18 protein-coding genes and 1 tRNA gene are annotated in these 17569 nt (G+C 73.0%); 14 read left to right on the top strand and 5 right to left on the bottom strand.

The annotated features are described in order from the left end of the window. The first annotated feature begins 152 nt into the window (after positions 1–152). The 11 genes from AB5J54_RS32630 (at position 153) to AB5J54_RS32680 (ending at position 10012) form a co-directional block, all read left to right on the top strand. Positions 153–1283: an inositol-3-phosphate synthase gene (locus tag AB5J54_RS32630; protein ID WP_369147505.1), complete on the top strand. Its 1131-nt coding sequence runs from the start codon at positions 153–155 to the stop codon at positions 1281–1283. Then, a complete protein-coding gene (locus tag AB5J54_RS32635; RefSeq protein WP_369147506.1) occupies positions 1280–2347 on the top strand; it encodes a UbiA family prenyltransferase in 1068 nt (355 codons plus the stop codon). Before AB5J54_RS32630 ends, AB5J54_RS32635 begins: the two co-directional genes overlap by 4 nt. Beyond that, positions 2344–3255, top strand: a complete 912-nt coding sequence (locus tag AB5J54_RS32640) for a sugar phosphate isomerase/epimerase family protein (RefSeq protein ID WP_369147507.1) — start codon at positions 2344–2346, stop codon at positions 3253–3255. The genes AB5J54_RS32635 and AB5J54_RS32640 overlap by 4 nt, the downstream gene beginning before the upstream one ends. After that, positions 3249–3803 (top strand): EboA domain-containing protein, encoded by a 555-nt coding sequence (locus AB5J54_RS32645; RefSeq protein WP_369147508.1) that lies wholly within the window; start codon positions 3249–3251, stop codon positions 3801–3803. The genes AB5J54_RS32640 and AB5J54_RS32645 overlap by 7 nt, the downstream gene beginning before the upstream one ends. Beyond that, the gene (locus AB5J54_RS32650) at positions 3803–4651 is read left to right on the top strand and encodes a TatD family hydrolase (protein WP_369147509.1); all 849 of its coding nucleotides are present in this window, start codon (positions 3803–3805) and stop codon (positions 4649–4651) included. The genes AB5J54_RS32645 and AB5J54_RS32650 overlap by 1 nt, the downstream gene beginning before the upstream one ends. A gap of 9 nt (positions 4652–4660) precedes the next feature. Beyond that, complete coding sequence (gene eboE / locus AB5J54_RS32655) at positions 4661–5881, top strand: metabolite traffic protein EboE (RefSeq protein ID WP_369147510.1); 1221 nt, start codon at positions 4661–4663, stop codon at positions 5879–5881. A gap of 54 nt (positions 5882–5935) precedes the next feature. Continuing rightward, a complete protein-coding gene (locus tag AB5J54_RS32660) occupies positions 5936–7321 on the top strand; it encodes an alkaline phosphatase family protein (protein ID WP_369147511.1) in 1386 nt (461 codons plus the stop codon). 67 nt (positions 7322–7388) lie between these two features. Beyond that, positions 7389–8456 carry a sugar phosphate isomerase/epimerase family protein gene (locus tag AB5J54_RS32665; protein ID WP_369147512.1) on the top strand — a complete coding sequence of 356 codons (1068 nt, stop codon included), beginning with the start codon at positions 7389–7391 and terminating at the stop codon, positions 8454–8456. 200 nt (positions 8457–8656) lie between these two features. Continuing rightward, positions 8657–8744: transfer RNA gene (locus tag AB5J54_RS32670), tRNA-Leu, on the top strand. A 102-nt stretch (positions 8745–8846) separates the two neighbouring features. Further along, on the top strand, positions 8847–9209 hold the full coding sequence (locus AB5J54_RS32675; protein ID WP_369147513.1) for a zinc ribbon domain-containing protein YjdM: 363 nt from the start codon (positions 8847–8849) through the stop codon (positions 9207–9209). Positions 9210–9730: 521 nt separating this feature from the next. Beyond that, positions 9731–10012, top strand: a complete 282-nt coding sequence (locus AB5J54_RS32680; RefSeq protein WP_369147514.1) for a hypothetical protein — start codon at positions 9731–9733, stop codon at positions 10010–10012. Positions 10013–10107: 95 nt separating this feature from the next. On the opposite strand, the gene AB5J54_RS32685 is transcribed toward AB5J54_RS32680, so the two are convergent. The 3 genes from AB5J54_RS32685 to AB5J54_RS32695 form a co-directional block, all read right to left on the bottom strand. Continuing rightward, entirely contained in the window at positions 10108–10818 is a 711-nt protein-coding gene (locus tag AB5J54_RS32685) for a class I SAM-dependent methyltransferase (RefSeq protein WP_369147515.1), read from the bottom strand. A gap of 100 nt (positions 10819–10918) precedes the next feature. Continuing rightward, positions 10919–11425, bottom strand: a complete 507-nt coding sequence (locus AB5J54_RS32690; RefSeq protein ID WP_369147516.1) for a hypothetical protein — start codon at positions 11423–11425, stop codon at positions 10919–10921. Then, entirely contained in the window at positions 11419–11850 is a 432-nt protein-coding gene (locus AB5J54_RS32695; protein ID WP_369147517.1) for an ATP-binding protein, read from the bottom strand. Before AB5J54_RS32695 ends, AB5J54_RS32690 begins: the two co-directional genes overlap by 7 nt. Before the next feature lie 271 nt (positions 11851–12121). On the opposite strand from AB5J54_RS32695, the gene AB5J54_RS32700 reads away from it, so the two are divergent. From AB5J54_RS32700 to AB5J54_RS32710, 3 genes are all read left to right on the top strand, one after another. Then, positions 12122–12997 carry a helix-turn-helix transcriptional regulator gene (locus tag AB5J54_RS32700; protein ID WP_369147518.1) on the top strand — a complete coding sequence of 292 codons (876 nt, stop codon included), beginning with the start codon at positions 12122–12124 and terminating at the stop codon, positions 12995–12997. Continuing rightward, positions 12998–13234 (top strand): DUF397 domain-containing protein, encoded by a 237-nt coding sequence (locus AB5J54_RS32705; RefSeq protein ID WP_015037566.1) that lies wholly within the window; start codon positions 12998–13000, stop codon positions 13232–13234. It abuts the gene before it with no gap. Positions 13235–13308: 74 nt separating this feature from the next. Further along, on the top strand, positions 13309–14115 hold the full coding sequence (locus AB5J54_RS32710) for an SAM-dependent methyltransferase (protein WP_369147519.1): 807 nt from the start codon (positions 13309–13311) through the stop codon (positions 14113–14115). Positions 14116–14182: 67 nt separating this feature from the next. Here the strand turns inward: AB5J54_RS32710 and AB5J54_RS32715 are convergent, their stop codons facing one another. Together AB5J54_RS32715 and AB5J54_RS32720 are read right to left on the bottom strand one after the other, a co-directional pair. Further along, positions 14183–16072 carry a M64 family metallopeptidase gene (locus tag AB5J54_RS32715; protein ID WP_369147520.1) on the bottom strand — a complete coding sequence of 630 codons (1890 nt, stop codon included), beginning with the start codon at positions 16070–16072 and terminating at the stop codon, positions 14183–14185. A gap of 73 nt (positions 16073–16145) precedes the next feature. Beyond that, positions 16146–17489 (bottom strand): 6-phospho-beta-glucosidase, encoded by a 1344-nt coding sequence (locus AB5J54_RS32720; protein WP_369147521.1) that lies wholly within the window; start codon positions 17487–17489, stop codon positions 16146–16148. Positions 17490–17569: the final 80 nt, after the last annotated feature.

Consider the following 17569-nt stretch of genomic DNA (forward strand, 5'->3'; position numbering starts at 1 on the left):
CGCCCTCTCACGGGAGCCGCCCTCTCACGGGAGCCGCCGTCCGACGGGAGTCCGCCACAGCCGACGGTGGGCGGGGAGGCGCCGTACCCCCCGCCCACCGTCACCACCACCCCCCTTCTCCTCCAGCTCTCCTCCAGAGGGAGGCCGACGCCATGACCACCGCACCCCGCACCGGAATCTGGCTCATCGGCGCGAGAGGCTCCGTCGCCACCACCACCGTGGCCGGCTGCGCCGCCCTCGTCGCCGGACTCCACCCGCCCACCGGCATGGCCACCGAGACACCCGACCTCGCCGACGCCGGCCTCCCCCCGCTCGCCTCCCTCGTCTTCGGCGGCCACGACACCACCGACTGCCCCCTCCCCAAACGCGCCGAACAACTCACCACCGCCGGCGTCCTCCCGCACGGCCTCGCCCACGCCGTCGCCACCGAACTCGAAGCCGCCGACCTCGAGATCCGCCCCGGCGGACCCGCCCCCGGCGACACCCGCACCGACGAACAGCTCATCACCGCCTTCACCATCGACCTGACGGACTTCCGCCGAAGGATTGGCCTGGACCGCGTCGTGGTCGTCAATGTGGCCTCCACGGAGCCGGCGTCGGGGGGCGCCGGGCTCCCACCCAGCACCCTCTACGCCGCAGCGGCACTCCGCGCCGGCTGCCCGTACGTCAACTTCACCCCGTCCACCGGACTGCGACACCCCGCCCTCGCCGCACCGCTCGCCGCCACCGGACTGCCCCACGCGGGCCGCGACGGCAAGACCGGACAGACCCTCCTGCGAGCCGTGCTCGCCCCGATGTTCCGCCAGCGGGCCCTCACCGTACGCGCCTGGTCCGGCAGCAACCTCCTCGGCGGCGGTGACGGAGCCGCCCTCGCCGACCCCGCGGCCGCCGCCGCCAAGAACGCCGGCAAGGAACGCGTCCTCACCGACACCCTCGGCACCACCGTCGAAGGCCAGGTCCACATCGACGACGTCCCCGCCCTGGGGGAGTGGAAGACCGCCTGGGACCACATCGCCTTCGACGGCTTCCTCGGCACCCGCATGATCCTCCAGACCCTCTGGCAGGGCTGCGACTCCGCCCTCGCCGCCCCCCTCGTCCTGGACCTCGCCCGCCTCACCGCCCGCGCCCACGAAACCGGCCGCACCGGCCCCCTCGACGACCTCGCCTTCTACTTCAAGGACCCCGAAGGCACCCCACCGGCCTCCCTCGCCGACCAGTACCACCGCCTCATCGCCTTCGGCCGCACCCTCGCCGACCCCACCCCGGGGCAGGGCGCCCGATGACCGGCCGCGCCGCCGGAACGGCACGCGCCTGGGCGGAGCTGCTCCGCGTCTCCGCACTGCCCTCCGTACCCGGCGACGCCCTCGCCGGAGCCGCCACCACCGGGGCCCGCCCCGGCCGCGGCACCCTCCACGCCATCGGCGCCTCCCTCTGCCTGTACGAGGCGGGCATGGCCCTCAACGACTGGGCCGACCGCCACGAGGACGCCCTCGAACGCCCCCATCGGCCCCTCCCCTCGGGCCGCGTCACACCCGGCGCCGCCCTGGCCGCCTCGGCGGCACTGACCCTCGCCGGCCTCGGCCTCGCCTCCCGCGCAGGCCGCCCCGCCCTCGTCACGGCCACCGCCCTCGCCACCACCGTCTGGGCCTACGACCTCGGCCTCAAACACACCCCGGCCGGCCCCGCCACCATGGCCACCGCCCGCGCCCTCGACCTCCTCCTCGGCGCGCTCGCCTCAGCCAAGCCGACACCCCGACCCGCCCTCGACGCCGCCCGCGCCCTCCCTTCCGCCGCCCCCGACGCCGCCCGTGCCCACCCTTCCCCCGCCGCCCTCGACGCCGCCCGCGCCCTCCCCTCCGCCCGCCGCCCTCCTCGCCGCCCACACCTACGCCGTCACCGCCGTCTCCCGACACGAAACCCGGGGCGGCTCCACCCGCACCCCCCTCGCCGCCCTCGCCGTGACCCTGGCGGTCGCCGGAGCGACCTCGGGCACGGGGAAGGGCGCCGTCACCGGAGAGGTCCCGCGGAATCCGCCTCCCCCGGGGGCCCCCGCCCCCCCCCCCCCCCCCCCCCCCCACCCTCCCCGCTCCCACCTCCCCCCTCTCCCGTCGGCTCGGGCCATGGCTGGTCCTCGCCTACGCCCGCACCCCCCGCCACCCTCCTCCTGCACGCCGCGCTCAACCCGTCCGCGGCGCTCACCGAGCGGGCCGTCGGAGGTGGGATCCGGGCGACGATCCCGCTCCAGGCCGCGCTGGCCGCCCGAGGTGGGGCGCCCGGGACCGCGCTCGCCCTCCTCGGCCTGGTCCCGGCCGCCCGCGCACTCGCCCGAAAGGTGAGCCCGACATGAGCCACCCCTCCCCGGTAGGCCACCCCGACGACGGCACGGCACTCCGCCCCGCCCCCCGCTTCGGCTACGGCACCAACGGGCTCGCCGACCTCCGTCTCGACGACGCCCTCGCGCTGCTCGCCGACCTCGGCTACGACGGTGTCGGGCTGACCCTCGACCACATGCACCTCGACCCCCTCGCCCCCGACCTGGCCGCCCGCACCGCCCGGGTCGCCCGGCGCCTGGGCGAGCTCGGGCTCGGTGTGACCGTCGAGACCGGCGCCCGCTACGTCCTGGACCCGCGCCGCAAGCACGGCCCGTCGCTGCTCGACCCGGACCCGGAGGACCGCGCCGCCCGCGTACGACTCCTCCTGCGGGCCGTGCGGGTGGCCGCCGACCTCGGCGCGCACGCCGTGCACTGCTTCAGCGGCACCCTCCCCGCCGGCACCCCGTCCGACGAGGCCTGGAAGCGGCTCGTCTCCTCACTCCCTCCCGTCCTGGAGGCCGCCGAAGCGGCCCGCGTGCCCCTCGCCGTCGAACCCGAACCCGGTCATCTCCTCGCCACCCTCGACGACTTCCACCACGTGCGCGGTCTCCTCGGAAACCCCCCTCCCTCGGTCCTCGGTCTCACCCTCGACATCGGCCACTGCCAGTGCCTCGAACCCCTCCCTCCCGCCGACTGCCTCCGCACCGCCGCCCCCTGGATCCACCACGTCCAGATCGAGGACATGCGACGCGGTGTGCACGAACACCTCCCGTTCGGCGACGGGGAGATCGACTTCCCGCCCGTCCTGGCCGCCCTGGCGGAACTCACCGCGGCCGGCTACCCGGGCCTGACGGTCGTCGAGCTGCCCCGGCACTCCCACGCCGGCCCCGAACTCGCTCGCTCCTCCCTCTCGTTCCTGCGCCAGGAGACCCCGGCATGCTGACCGAAACCGCCCGAGCCTGGCTGGACACCGCCCTCGCCGATGCCGCCGGCGGCACCCCCGCCTGGGAACCCCACTTCGTGGCCGCCGGTCGGCACTGCGGCCCCGCGCACGCGGACGAGGTCCGCACCCGCCTCCTCCGGGCAGCCGGCGCCGGGCCCGACACCCTCGCCCGCCTCTACCACCACGGCACCGCCGCCGAACGCCGCGCCGTCCTCGTGGCCCTCCCCTCCCTCGTCACCGGCCCGCAGGCCCTGCCCCTCGTCGAGGACGCCCTCCGCACCCACGACACCACCCTCGTCGCCGCCGCCCTCGGCCCCTACGCCGCCACCCACCTCACCCCCCACGCCTGGCGGCACGCCCTCCTCAAGTGCCTGTTCACCGGAGTCCCGGTCGCCGCCGTGGCCGGTCTCGCCGAGCGCGCCGCCGGTGACACCGAACTCGCCCGGATGCTCGCCGACCACGCCGCCGAACGCACCGCCGCAGGCCGCCCCCTCCCCGCCGACCTGGCCCGCGTCCTCGTCCTCACCGCCCCCGCCGAGGAGTCCTGATGCGCATCTTCGACCCGCACATCCACATGACCTCGCGCACCACGGACGACTACCGGGCGATGCACGGCGCCGGTGTCCGCGCCGTCGTCGAACCCTCCTTCTGGCTCGGCCAGCCCCGCACCTCGCCCGCCTCCTTCCTCGACTACTTCGACTCCCTCCTCGGCTGGGAGCCGTTCCGCGCCGCCCAGCACGGCATCGCCCACCACTGCGCCCTGGCCCTCAACCCCAAGGAGGCCAACGACCCCCGCTGTACCCCCGTCCTCGACGCGCTGCCCCGGTACCTCGCCAAGGACGGCGTCGTCGCCGTCGGCGAGATCGGGTACGACTCCCTGACACCGGCCGAGGACACCGCCCTCGCCGCCCAGCTCCAGCTCGCCGCGGACCACGGCCTGCCGGCCCTCGTCCACACCCCGCACCGCGACAAGCTCACCGGCCTGCGCCGCACGATCGACGTCGTCCGCGAGTCCGCCCTTCCCCCGGACCGCGTCCTCCTCGACCACCTCAACGAGACCACGGTCAAGGAGGCCGCCGACAGCGGCGCCTGGCTCGGCTTCTCCGTCTACCCCGACACCAAGATGGACGAGGACCGGACGGTCGCGATCCTGAAGGAGTACGGCACCGGCCGCGTCCTCGTGAACTCCGCCGCCGACTGGGGCCGGAGCGACCCCCTCAAGACCCGGGCGGTCGCCGACGCGATGCTCGCCGCCGGCTTCACGGACGACGACGTCGACCAGGTCCTGTGGCGCAACCCCGTCGCCTTCTACGGCCTGGGCGGACGCCTCCACCTCGACCTCCCCGCCCCACCGGACCTGCACGAGGGCAACTCCGTCCTCCGCGGCGGGGAATGAGGCGCCCCGATGCGCTTCCGGCACCCGGACGGCTCCACCGTCCACCTCGCCTACTGCACCAACGTGCACCCGGCCGAGACCCTCGACGGCGTCCTCGCCCAGCTCCGCGACCACTGCGAGCCGGTCCGCCGCCGCCTCGGCCGCGACCGCCTCGGCATCGGCCTCTGGCTCGCCCGGGACGCCGCCCGCTCCCTGACCGCCGACCCGGCCTCGCTCCGGGCGCTGCGTGCCGAGCTCGACCGCCGGGGCCTCGAAGTGGTCACCCTGAACGGCTTCCCCTACGAGGGCTTCGGCGCCGACGAGGTCAAGTACCGCGTCTACCGGCCCGACTGGACCCGCCCCGAACGCCTCGCCCACACCACCGACCTGGCCCACCTCCTCGCCGCTCTCCTCCCCGAGGACGTCACCGAAGGCTCCGTCTCCACCCTCCCGCTCGCCTGGCGGACCCGATGGACCACCCGGGCCGCCGCCACCGCCCACACCGCCCTGACCAGCCTCGTCACCCGACTCGACGCCCTGGAGGACCTCACCGGGAAGAACATCCGGATCGGCCTCGAACCGGAACCCGGCTGCGCCGTCGAGACCGTCGCCGACGCCGTCGCCGCGCTCACCTCCGCGCCGGGCCTCCGCGGCCCTCGTATCGGCGTCTGCCTCGACACCTGCCACCTCGCGACCTCCTTCGAGGACCCGCGCACCGCCCTGGAGTCGCTCGCCGACGCCGGCATCACCGTCCCCAAGGCCCAGCTCTCCGCCGCCCTGCACGCCGAGCACCCGCACCTCCCCGAGGTCAGGACCGCGCTCGCCGCCTTCGCGGAACCCCGCTTCCTCCACCAGACCCGCACCAGAACCGCCGCCGGCCTGCGCGGCACCGACGACCTCCCCGAAGCCCTGGCCACCCCGGCCCCCGGACCCGGCGGGAAGCCCGGCACGGCCCCCGGCCACGGACTTCCCGACGCGACCCCGTGGCGCGCCCACTTCCACGTACCGCTGCATACGCCCCCCGCCCCTCCGCTCGCCTCCACGCTGCCCGTCCTCCGGGACACGCTCGCCCTCCTCGTCGGCGGCCCGCATCCCCGCACCCGCCACCTGGAGGTCGAGACCTACACCTGGCAGGTCCTCCCTCCCGACCGGCGCCCCCGCACCCGGGCCCGGCTCGCCGACGGCATCGCCGCCGAACTGACCCTGGCCCGCGACCTGCTGACCGACCTCGGCCTCAAGGAACTGCCATGACCGACCTCGGCCTCAAGGAACTGCCATGACCGACCTCGGCCTCAAGGAACTGCCATGACCGACACGCGGCCCACCCCCCTCCTGGTCCTCGACGTCGTCGGTCTCACCCCACGACTCCTCCCGCACATGCCCCACCTCGCCGCCCTCGCCCGCAGCGGCTCCCAGGCCCCGCTCTCCACCGTCCTGCCCGCCGTCACCTGCACCGCTCAGACCACCTTCCTCACCGGCACCCTCCCCGCCGAGCACGGCATCGTCGGCAACGGCTGGTACTTCCGCGAACTCGGCGACGTCCTGCTGTGGCGCCAGCACAACGGCCTCGTCTCCGGCGACCGCCTCTGGGACGCCGCCCGCCGCGCCCACCCCGGCTACACCGTCGCCAACATCTGCTGGTGGTACGCCATGGGCGCCGACACCGACATCACCGTCACCCCCCGACCCGTCTACTACGCCGACGGACGCAAGGAACCCGACTGCTACACCCGTCCCCCCGCCCTCCACGACGAACTCACCGAGAAGTTCGGCACCTTCCCCCTCTTCCACTTCTGGGGCCCGGGCGCCGACCTCGTCTCCAGCCGGTGGATCGTCGACGCCACCCGGCACATCCTCCGCACCCGCCGCCCGGACCTCGCCCTCTGCTACGTCCCGCACCTCGACTACGACCTCCAGCGCTACGGCCCCGACGATCCGCGCTCCTTCCGCGCCGCCGCCGAGCTCGACACCGTCCTCGCCCCGCTCCTCGCCGACGCCCGCGCCGAGGGACGCACGGTCGTCGCCCTCTCCGAGTACGGCATCACCCGCGCCGACCGGCCCGTCGACATCAACCGCGCCCTGCGCCGCGCCGGCCTCCTGGAGGTCCACACCCAGGACGGCATGGAGTACCTGGACCCCATGACCTCCCGGGCCTTCGCCGTGGCCGACCACCAGATCGCGCACGTCTACGTCCGACGCCCCGGCGACCTGCCGGCCGTCCGGGAAGCGCTCGCGGACCTCCCCGGTCTCGACACGCTGCTCGACGACGACGGCAAGAAGGAACACGGCCTCGACCACCCGCGCTCGGGGGAGCTGGTCGCCCTCGCCGAGCCCGACGCCTGGTTCACGTACTACTACTGGCTCGACGACGCCCGCGCCCCCGACTTCGCCCGGCTCGTCGAGATCCACCGCAAGCCCGGCTACGACCCCGCCGAACTGCTCATGGACCCGCTCGACCCGTACGTCCGGATCAGGGCGGCCAAGGAGATCGCCCGCAAGAAGCTCGGCATGCGCTACCGGCTCGCGGTCGTCCCTCTGGACCCGTCACCTCTTCGCGGCAGCCATGGCCGCCTCCCCACGAGCGAGGACGAAAGTCCGCTCATTCTGTGCTCCACCCCCCGCGCCGTAAGCGGCCGCGTCGCGGCCACCGATGTGAAGAACCTGCTGCTCAGGCTGGCCGGAGTCACGTAGGACCGCCACGACCCCGACCGGAATCCAGTGAAGCAGACCCCGACGACAGCCAAGGAGTTATCCACAGATGAGTCGTATCCGCCGCACCGGCCGTACCGACAGCGCCGCCGACCCCGAGCTCGGCAGGCGGCTCAGCAGGCGCGACATGCTGGGCGTCGCCGCCGGCGCGACCGCCGCCGCCCTCCTCGGCGCCGCGGCGCCCGCGGCGGCGGCCACCGCCGCCGACCCCGCGACCCAGGGGGAGGGGTCCGGCCGCCCCGTCCTGCCGCCGGGGCGCCTCGGCATCCAGCTCTACTCGCTGCGCGACAAGGTCGCCACCCTCGGCTTCGCCGCCGTCTTCGCCGAGCTGCAGAAGTACGGCTACGACGAGGTCGAGTACGCCGGATACGGCCAGGGCGCCGCCGGCCCGCTGACCCTCGCCGAGCTGAGGAGCCTCACCCGCGACCACGGGCTGCGGGCCATCGGCAGCCACGTCGGCTACTACGCGAACGACCCCGCCGCGTACACCTTCGCCCAGAACCTCGACCGGGTCCTCGACGACGCCGCCGCCCTCGGCCTGGCGCACATCGGCACCGCCTCCGGCCCCTGGCGCTACGGCGCCACCGTGGACGGCTGGAAGCGCTGTGCCGAGGAGTTCAACCGGTTCGGCGAGGCGGCGCGCGAGCGGGGCATGAAGTTCTACCAGCACAACCACTCGGAGGAGTTCTCCTTCGCCACAGACCGCCCCGACGTCCGGCTCTACGACGTCCTCCTCGCCGAGACCGACCCCGAGCTCGTGCACCTGGAGATGGACGTCTTCTGGGCGTACGTCGGCCAGTACCGCTACTCGGTCCGCCCGGACGGCACCCCCGCGCCGTTCGACCCCCTCGACTACGTCCTGGCCCAGCCGCAGCGCTATCCGCTCTTCCACGTGAAGGACGGGGACCGCGACGACTCGGTGGTGCCCTACGGCTACCGGATGACCGACGTGGGGGACGGGGACATCGACTACCGGCGCTTCATCTCCGCGGTCGACCGCACCCACCACGGCAGGAGCGGCCACCACTGGCAGACGGAGCGCGACAACCCCGTCGACTCCCTGACCTTCGCGCGCAGGTCCAGCGCGCACCTCCACTCGCTGCGAGAGAAGGGCTGACCGGGGGCGCGCGGCTCTCGTCACCCTGCGCGTACGGGGGCGAGCAACCCGTACGGGGGGTGGGGCGGTCCGGACCGGATCGCGGTCGATGAGGCCGTCCCACCCCACTGACCATGGAAAACGCTGGTGAAAGGCACCTCGAACCCCTGGTAGAGTTATCTCTGTCGCCGCGGGGGAAACCCCGGAGCGACAGACACCTTGTCCGGGTGGCGGAATGGCAGACGCGCTAGCTTGAGGTGCTAGTGCCCTTTATCGGGCGTGGGGGTTCAAGTCCCCCCTCGGACACCACGTGAAAGTGCCGGTCGATCTCGAATCGACCGGCATTTCGCGTTATCCACAGGTGGGGCATCGTCCGAGTTCAGAGGGGTGGACGGCGCCTATCCTGGGGGAGTGAACGAGAACATTCCTCCTTGCCCCCAGTGCTCCAGTGAGCACACGTACGAGATGAACAATCTGGTGGTGTGCCCGGAGTGCGGCCACGAGTGGGTTCCCGCCGCCGAGGGCGCGACCGGCTCCGCCGATGCCCCCGGGGAGCGTGTGATCAAGGACGCCGTCGGCAACGTGCTCAGTGACGGCGACACCGTGACCGTCGTCAAGGCGCTCAAGGTCAAGGGCAACCCGTCCGGCATCAAGGCCGGCACCAAGGTCCGCAACATACGCCTCGTCGACGGCGTCGACGGCCACGACATCGACTGCCGCATCGACGGCTTCGGGGCGATGCAGCTCAAGTCGAGCGTGGTCAAGAAGGCCTGACGCGCCCCCGCCGTCCCCGGTCGCACTCACCGCGCGGGGGGCCCGCCACCGTCCTAGGCTGAGGTGATCGTGCGTCGCCCACCGAGCGGCGGAGGCATCCCATGGCCGACGGCACCGACGGCAGCACCCCCTCAGGACCTCCCCCTTCCGGTCCACCCTCCGGGCCCCTGAGCGGCCCGCCCCCGCGGAGGCCCTCGGGGAGGTGGTTCCTCCTCGCCCTACTGATCGGCGGGATCGGCCTTGTCGTGGGCCTGGTCGGCATCCTCATGGGTGCGGGGGTTTTCGACGGCGGTGGGCGGGCCGAGGGGGAGACTCCGGGACCGGCGTCACCCTCGACGCCCGCATCGCGGAGTACCGGGACCACTCCATCTCCCGCACCGACAGCTCTGACCTCCGTCGACCGTGCGCACGCCTTCGGTGAGACGCAGAAGTACGCGGACGGGGTCGAGGTGACGGTGTCCGTGCCGAGGACCTTCTCGCCTTCGCAGGGTGCATCGGGGCACAAGGAGGGGTACACGGCCGTGGTGGTGGACGTGGCCGTACGGAACGGCACCGGCGAGCGGATCGACCTCGGGAGCGTCGTGGTGACGGGGCGGGACGCGGAGGGCCGGGAGCTCGCGCGCGTCTTCGACGCCGAGCCGCCGCCCGTGCTCGGGCTTCACGGCACCCTGCTTGCCGGACGCAAGGCCGTCGGCGGGTACGGCTTCGACCTGCCGCCCGGTTCGGCGAGGGAGGTCGACGTAGAGGTCGGCATCGGTCCGGACGGCAGACCCTCCGCCTTCTGGAGCGGTCGGATCCCCTGACGTGACGCCTTTCCGCCTTCTGGAGCGGTCGGATCCCCGACGTGACGCCTTTCCGCCTCTTGGAGCGGTCGGATCCGCCGACCGACGTGTCGCCCCTACGCCTTCCGTGCCACCACGAGCCTGCAATGCGGGCTGCCGTCCTCGCGGTGGCCCAGGGGTTCGATCGGGACGAGAGTGACCTCGAAGCCCGCGTCCTCCAGGCGGGTGCGGACGTCCGCGAGGCGGAAGGTGCGGTAGTACATGACGAACGGGGGGCGCCAGACGGCGTTCCTCAGGCGCATCGCCGTGTCGAAGCCCCACAGGGTCCAGTAGAGGCGGGAGCCCACCGGGGGTGGGGCCGGGAGGGGGAAGGCGAAGGTGCCGCCGGGGCGGAGGGCGGCGTGGACCTGGGTGAAGAGGGTGCGCTGGGCCGCCGGGAGGAAGTGGCCGAAGGCGCCGAAGCTGACCGCCAGGTCGAAGACCGGGGCGAAGGGGAGTGCGAGGGCGTCGGCGCGGACCAGGTCGGCGGTCGGGTGGGCGTTCCGGGCCCGGGTGAGCATGCCCGTACTGAAGTCGACGCCCGTGACGCGGCCCGCGCAGACGGAGCGGAGGACGCCGAGGCCGGCGCCGGTTCCGCAGCAGACGTCGAGGCCGGAGTCGAAGGGCCCGAGGGTCTCCAGGGTGTCGGCGACCGCGGTCAGGAGCCGGTCGGAGGTGCGGAACGGGGTCGCGTCGAATTTGTTCGCGAGCAGGTCGTAGCCGTGCTCGACCGAGGAGAGGGCCTGGACGGTCAGCTCGCGGAGGCTGGGGCCCTGCGGGGTGAACATGGCATCGAGCCTAGGGGTTTCCCGCCGGTCGCGCGGGGGCTCGGGGTGGAGAGGCCTCGGTCGGGTGATCCTTCCGTGCCGTCATCACCAACCGTATGTGTCAGAGCGCGCTGCGTACCGGCGGTGCCGGCCATGATGGGGCGATGCCCGTGAGCTGGCAGACGAGGAGGTAGAGGGGGATCGGCGGGGTGTAGGGGGAGGTGCCGTCGGGGTGGTGGATGAGGCGGGGGCCGCGGTCCGGGATCTCGGCGCCGGGGGCGTAGCAGGCGGGCAGGGGCCAGGTGAGGTCGTGGTCGGAGCCGGCGGGGACGAGCCACCACCACCAGTCGGAGTCGGCGTAGATGCAGCCCTTGGCGGGGAGCCGGGAGAGGATCTTGAAGCCGAAGCGGGCGGGGACGCCGACGGCGTCGCAGCCGAGGCCGGTGTGGAGTCCGACGGGGACGGTGAGGCGGGTGGCGCCGAGTTCTGCTGCCCGGGTCGGGGGGCGGAGGGGTTCCGGTGAGCGGCGCTGGGCCGGGACGGCGGTGTCGCCCGGGCGGAGGGCCGGGCGGCCGGTGGCGTCGGGGGACCTGAGGCTGCGCGGGATGATGCGGAGGGACCTCAGCACGGTTCCCCCATGCCGTGGGCGAGTTCCGCCCAGACGATCTGCGCGGTGCCGTGGCCGGTGCGGTCGGCGCCCCAGGCGGTGCAGAGGGCGTCGACGATGAGGAGGCCGCGGCCGCGTTCCTCCTCGCCGCAGTCGCGTATGCGCGGTCCGGCGGGGCCGCCCTCGTCCCGTACGGCTATCCGCAGGGTGTCCTCGCCTTCGCGGAGTTCGCAGACGATGCGGTCGCTCGCGGTGTGTACGACGGCGTTGGTGACGAGTTCGGAGACGACGAGGGCGACGGTGTCGCGTATCTCGGGGTCGCAGCCCCAGAGGATGAGCCGTTCCTCGGCGAGTCTGCGGGCGCGGGCGACGGAGGCGGTGAGGGCCGGGAGTTCGAAGGCGAAGCGGCGGACGGGATCGGTGTGCTGCTGTGGGCGCTGGGCCATGACCCGAGGGGCTCGCGGGCTCATGAGACCTGAGGGCTGCGCGTTACCAGAAGCCACGACCGGTTCCTCACAACAGTGGGCAGGACTGCCGTACGGCGCTGTCGCCGTGGCGCGGTGGCGCACGGCGGCAGCGTGTACTGGTTCACCGGAACACTGTCCTCCTGAGTCGGACACTTGGCAAGTGGCACTCTGAAAATTGCAGAGTGCTGTGTTCTCTCTGGCCCGGCTTCGTGGCACACTCGTCGAAACAGTGCGTCGGGGAGGTCTGAGAGTGAGCGAGCCGCGGTCCGCCCCGACGGTGGGACAGGTCGTCCTCGGAAAGCGTCTGCAGGACCTGCGCGAGCGGGCCGGCATGAAGCGGGAAGAGGCGGCGAAGATCCTGCGGGTGGCCCCGGCCACCGTCCGGCGGATGGAGACCGCCGAGGTCGCGCTGAAGATTCCGTACGTGCAGCTCCTGTTGAAGGAGTACGGGATCACGGACTCCGAGGCCGAGGGCTTCGTCGCCCTCGCGGAGGAGGCCAACCTCCCCGGCTGGTGGCAGCGGTTCCATGACGTGCTGCCCGGCTGGTTCTCCATGTACGTCAGCCTGGAGGGGGCCGCGAGCCTCATCCGGGCCTATGAACCCCAGTTCGTCCCCGGTCTGCTCCAGACCGAGGAGTACGCCCGCGCCATTCTGCGCAGCGGGGCGGTCGGTGCCGGCAGCGATGCCGGCAAGGACGAGGACGCCGAGCGCCATGTAGCCCTGCGGATGGAGCGCCAGTCCCTCTTGACCAGGGACGACGCCCCGAAGTTCTGGGTGATCATGGACGAGACGGTGTTCCGCCGACCGGTCGGCGACGGGCCCGAAGTGATGCGCGACCAGCTCGACCGGCTGCTCGAAGCGTCAGAGCTGCCGAACGTCACCCTGCAGATCGCGGAGTTCGCGTCCGGCCACCATCCCGGCACCTACGGGCCGTTCGTCCTCTTCCGCTTCGCCATGCCCGAACTCCCGGACATGGTCTACAGCGAGTACCTGACCGGCGCCGTCTACCTCGACGCGCGTCCCGAGGTGGCATCCCACCTGGAGGTCATGGACCGCATGGCGGCGCAGGCCGCGACTGCACAACGCACGAAGGAGATTCTCCGGAATCTCCGCAAGGAGCTGTGAATGGATCGCATATACAACGGCATGCCCGCCGCTGAGCTCGGTGCCGAGGGTTGGCACAAGCCCTGGAGCGGCGGGAACGGGGGCAACTGCGTGGAGGCCATGAAGCTGGCCGACGGCAGAGTCGCCGTGCGACAGTCCGCAGACCCTGAAGGACCAGCGCTCATCTACACCCACGGGGAGATCGCCGCTTTCATCCAGGGCGCCAAATCCGGCCAGGCTGACTTTCTGCTCACCTGACCCCTTCCATCCCACGCCTACCATCGCGTAACTCTTGTTGCTGTGCCACCCGTTCGTCCCGACCAGGAGAGCCGATGACCCAGGACCCCACATCCGTGAGGATCGACACCAGCAAGCCGCATCCCGCGCGCATGTACGACTGGTTCCTGGGCGGCAAGGACAACTACCCGGTCGACGAGGCGATGGCACGCCAGCTGCTCACCGTCGACGCCCGGGGCCGGGACATGGCCCGCGTCAACCGGGCCTTCATGCACCGTGCCATCCGCTGGCTCAGCGCCCACGGCGTCCGCCAGTACCTGGACGTCGGCACGGGCATCCCGACCGAGCCCAACCTGCACCAGATCGCGCAGGAGGCCGCGCCGGAGTCCCGCATCGTCTACTGCGACAACGACCCGATCGTGCTCGCGCACGCGGCCGCCCTGCTGCGCTCGACCCCGGAGGGGGCCACCGAGTACATCCAGGCGGACGCCCGCGAGCCCGAGATCATCCTCGAAAGGGCCGGAAAGGTCCTTGACTTCGACCAGCCCATCGCGCTGTCGATGCTCGCCCTTCTGCACTTCGTGGGGGACGAGGACGGCGCGTACGAACTGGTCTCCAAGATCGTCGAGAAGCTCGCGCCGGGCAGCTACCTCGTCCTCTCCCATGTCACCGGGGACTTCGACCCCGAGGGCGCGGCGAAGGCGAGTGCCATGTACAAGGCGCGCGGGCTGACCCTGCGGCCCCGCTCGCGCGACGAGCTGGCCGCGTTCTTCGAGGGCCTCGAGTTCGTCGAGCCCGGCGTCTCGCTCACCGCCGACTGGCACCCGGAGCTGGGCGAGCCCGTCCCGGTCCAGGGCGACGACCCCATCCCGGGGTGGGCCGCGGTGGCCCGCAAGCCCTGACCCGACCCGCGTACGCGACGGGCCCGCCGACACCGTCGGCGGGCCCCTCCTCGTCCGACGGCTACGGCTACGGCTCCACCAGTGTCACCAGGAAGCTCCGTGCCCGGCCGGTGTTCCCGGCCGAGTCGATCGTGCGGTACTCGACGGTGTGCGTGCCGTAGTCCGGGCTCGCGTCGTCCCAGGGCACCGCCCGGCTCCGGCCCAGCTTCCCGTACACGAGGTCGTCGATCACCGTGCCGCCCGGCGAGAAGCGGAACGGCGCGCCGGCGTCCGTCGGCCAGCCGTAGTACGTGTACCAGCCGTCGCCGTCGACGCGGAACTGGCTGACGACGGCCCCGTCCCGGTCGCCCCGCGCGGTCAGCCGCATGGTGAACGCGTCGTCGTAGACGTACTCCACCGGCCGCCCGGGACGCCGGACCGTGCGCAGCGGCTGGGACAGCTCGTACGTGGCGGTGGCGGGGAGGGCGTCCACCGTCCAGCTCAACTCCTCGTCCGTGCCCGGGATGCGCGCGGTCAGCGTGTGCGTGCCGGGGGCGACGGGGAGCGCGCCCAGGTTCAGATCACGGTCGTTGCGGCCGTACGTGGAGACCGGCCGCCCGTCCAGGCGCCAGCGCACGGTGGGGGTGCCGTGGGCCGTGTGGGTGGTGTCCGCGTGGACGACGCTCCGGGCGCCGACGGGGGAGCCGGTCGGGGTGTGCCCGGTGAAGCCGGGATCCTCCGGGCCTCGGACCGTGCTCAGTGTGGGGTCCACCGTCCACGTCACCGTCCGGGTGAGCGCCGCCGAGCCGCGGACGGCCGGGTCGCGGACGAAGGGCGTCGGGTCGGTGACCGTCGCGGTCAGGGTGTGCGTGCCGGGGGAGACCGGCAGCCGTCGCAGGTCGACGGTGCGGGCGCCGCCGGTGTCGAGGGCCTGCCCGTCCAGCTTCCAGGTGACGGCGAGCGCGCCGCCCACCGGGTGCAGGGTGTCCACCCACACCGTGCGGTCCGCTCCGATCGGCGCCGTGTTCGGGGTGTGGTCCTGGACCAGGTTCACCTTCGCCGAGATCGCCCGGACCATCACCTCGCGTTCCACCTGGTCGAAGGCGTAGCCGAGGGTCTTCATGAGGGAGTGGCGGCTCGGGCGCCAGACGCCCTCCGTGCTGTACATGCCGCCCTCGTGGCGGCCGATGACCCCGCCGGACTCGCTCTCCTCGCCCAGCCAGCGCCACCACTTGGCCCGCTGCTCACGCATCTGGCGCTCCGTCAGGAGCGTGTGGTGGACGGAGGACGGCTCGGGGCCTTCGTAGGCCCCGCCCGGGACCCCGCGCGCGTAGTAGTCGTACTCGTCCTGGAGGCCGCCGAGCGAATGCCCTATCTCGTGCGGGGTGATGAGCGAGGAGAGGGCGTTGCCGCCGGAGGCCGTGGCGTAACTTCCGCCCGCGCCGCCGTAGGTGGAGCTGTGGGCGAGGGCGACGATCTGGCGGTTGGCGCGGCTCGTGCCGGGGACGAGGTCGGCGAGCGCGGCGGCCTTCCGGCTGTCGACGGTGAGCAGCCGCTGCACGCTGTCCGGGTCGCAGCCGCCCCAGAAGCCCATGTCGAGCGCGGTGTCGCGGGCGGGTGCGGTGAGGCCCGGGTCGCAGTCGACGCCGGACTCGGCCGAGGGGGCCTCCACCGCCCACACGTTGATGTAGGAGCGGTAGGAGGCGAAGGGCTCGATGCTCCACAGGGTGTTCAGGTGCCGTTCCAGGTCGGCCCGGAAGGCCGGCATCTCGGCCGCGGTGTAGCCGTCGCCCATGAACACCAGGTTGAACCGGCGGTCGGCGGGCCCGGTGGTCTGTACGGGGACGACGGCCGGCCCCTCACCGGACGTGGGTGTTTCGGCGGCCGCCGGTGCCGTTCCCAGCAGACCGGCGGCCAGCAGACAGACCGCGGCGAGGCGCGCCGCCGCACCTCGAACTCCCTTGCGCTGTGAGGTCATGGGGCGCGAGCCTAGGCCGCACCCCCGGCCTCGTAAAGATGTTCGTCAGTCGTCTGTTTGCCGCCCGGTCGTCTCAGCTTCGGAGCCAGGCAAGGCCGGGGTGCTCCGCGGTGTAGCCCTCCACCAGACGGCGCGCCACCGTCACCGAGTCCACCAGCGGATGCAGCGCGAACGCCTTGACGGCCGTCGCCCGCGAGCCGCTCTCCACCGCCGCGAGGACCTCGCGCTCCACCGCCTTCACCGCGGTCACCAGGCCGACGGCGTGGTACGGCAGCGGGGCCACCGACACCGGGTGGGCGCCGTTCGCGTCCACGAAGCACGGCACCTCGATCACGGCGTCCGCGTCGAGCACGGAGAGCGTCGAGCCGTTGCGGACATTGAGGATGAGGGTCGTCCGCTCGTCCCGGGCGATCGCCCGCATGAGCGCGAGCGCCACCTTCTCGTAGCCGCCCGATTCCAGGTCCTCCTCGTCGCGTTCCCCGATTCCGGCGGCCTCCCGGTTGGCGGCCATGTAGGTGGCCTCTCGGTCGGCGAGCGTACGGTGCCAGGCGGCGAGGGCCGGCGTGTCGGGCTTGGCCATCTCCTCGTAGAAGGCGCCCTGCTGGTCGCGCAGATACGCCCCGCGCGTCCGCTCGGCCGTCCGGTAGGCGTGCACGGCCTCCCGGTTGAAGTAGTAGTAGTGCAGGTACTCGTTGGGGATCGCGCCCAGCGAGCGGAGCCACTCCGGGCCGAACAGCCGGCCCTCCTCGAAGGAGCCGAGCTTCTCCTCGTCGGCGAGCAGCCGCGGCAGCACGTCCTGTCCGCCGACCCGCAGCCCCCGCAGCCAGCCCAGGTGGTTGAGGCCCACGTAGTCGATCCAGGCCTCGTCGGGGTTCGCGTCCAGGATGCGGGCGACCCTGCGGCCGAGGCCCACGGGGGAGTCGCAGATGCCGACGACCCGGTCGCCGAGGACGCGGGACATCGCCTCCGTGACCAGCCCTGCCGGATTGGTGAAGTTGATGACCCAGGCGTCGGGGGCGAGTTCGGCGATCCTCCGTGCGATGCGTACGGCCACGGGCACGGTACGCAGCCCGTACGCGATGCCGCCCGCGCCCACCGTCTCCTGGCCGAGCACGCCCTCGGCGAGCGCGATCCGCTCGTCGGCCGCGCGGCCTTCCAGACCGCCGACCCGGATCGCGGAGAACACGAAGTCCGCCCCGCGCAGCGCCTCGTCCAGGTCCGTCGTCGCCGTCACGGCCGGCGCGTCCGGCACCCCCTCCGCCTGGTCCGCGAGGACCCGCGCGATGGCCGAGAGCCGGCCCTCGTCGAGGTCGTACAGGGTGACGTGGGTGACCCGCCCCTCGGCGTGGTCGCCGAGGAGGGCGCCGTACACCAGCGGCACCCGGAATCCGCCGCCTCCGAGAATCGTCAGTTTCATGGTCGTACGCTACTCGGACGGGCCCGCTGAGCAGGGGGATTCCGGACCGCCGTCCACGGCGGCGTCCACATGCCGGGCGT

Source organism: Streptomyces sp. R44, assembly GCF_041053105.1.
Taxonomy (GTDB): domain Bacteria; phylum Actinomycetota; class Actinomycetes; order Streptomycetales; family Streptomycetaceae; genus Streptomyces.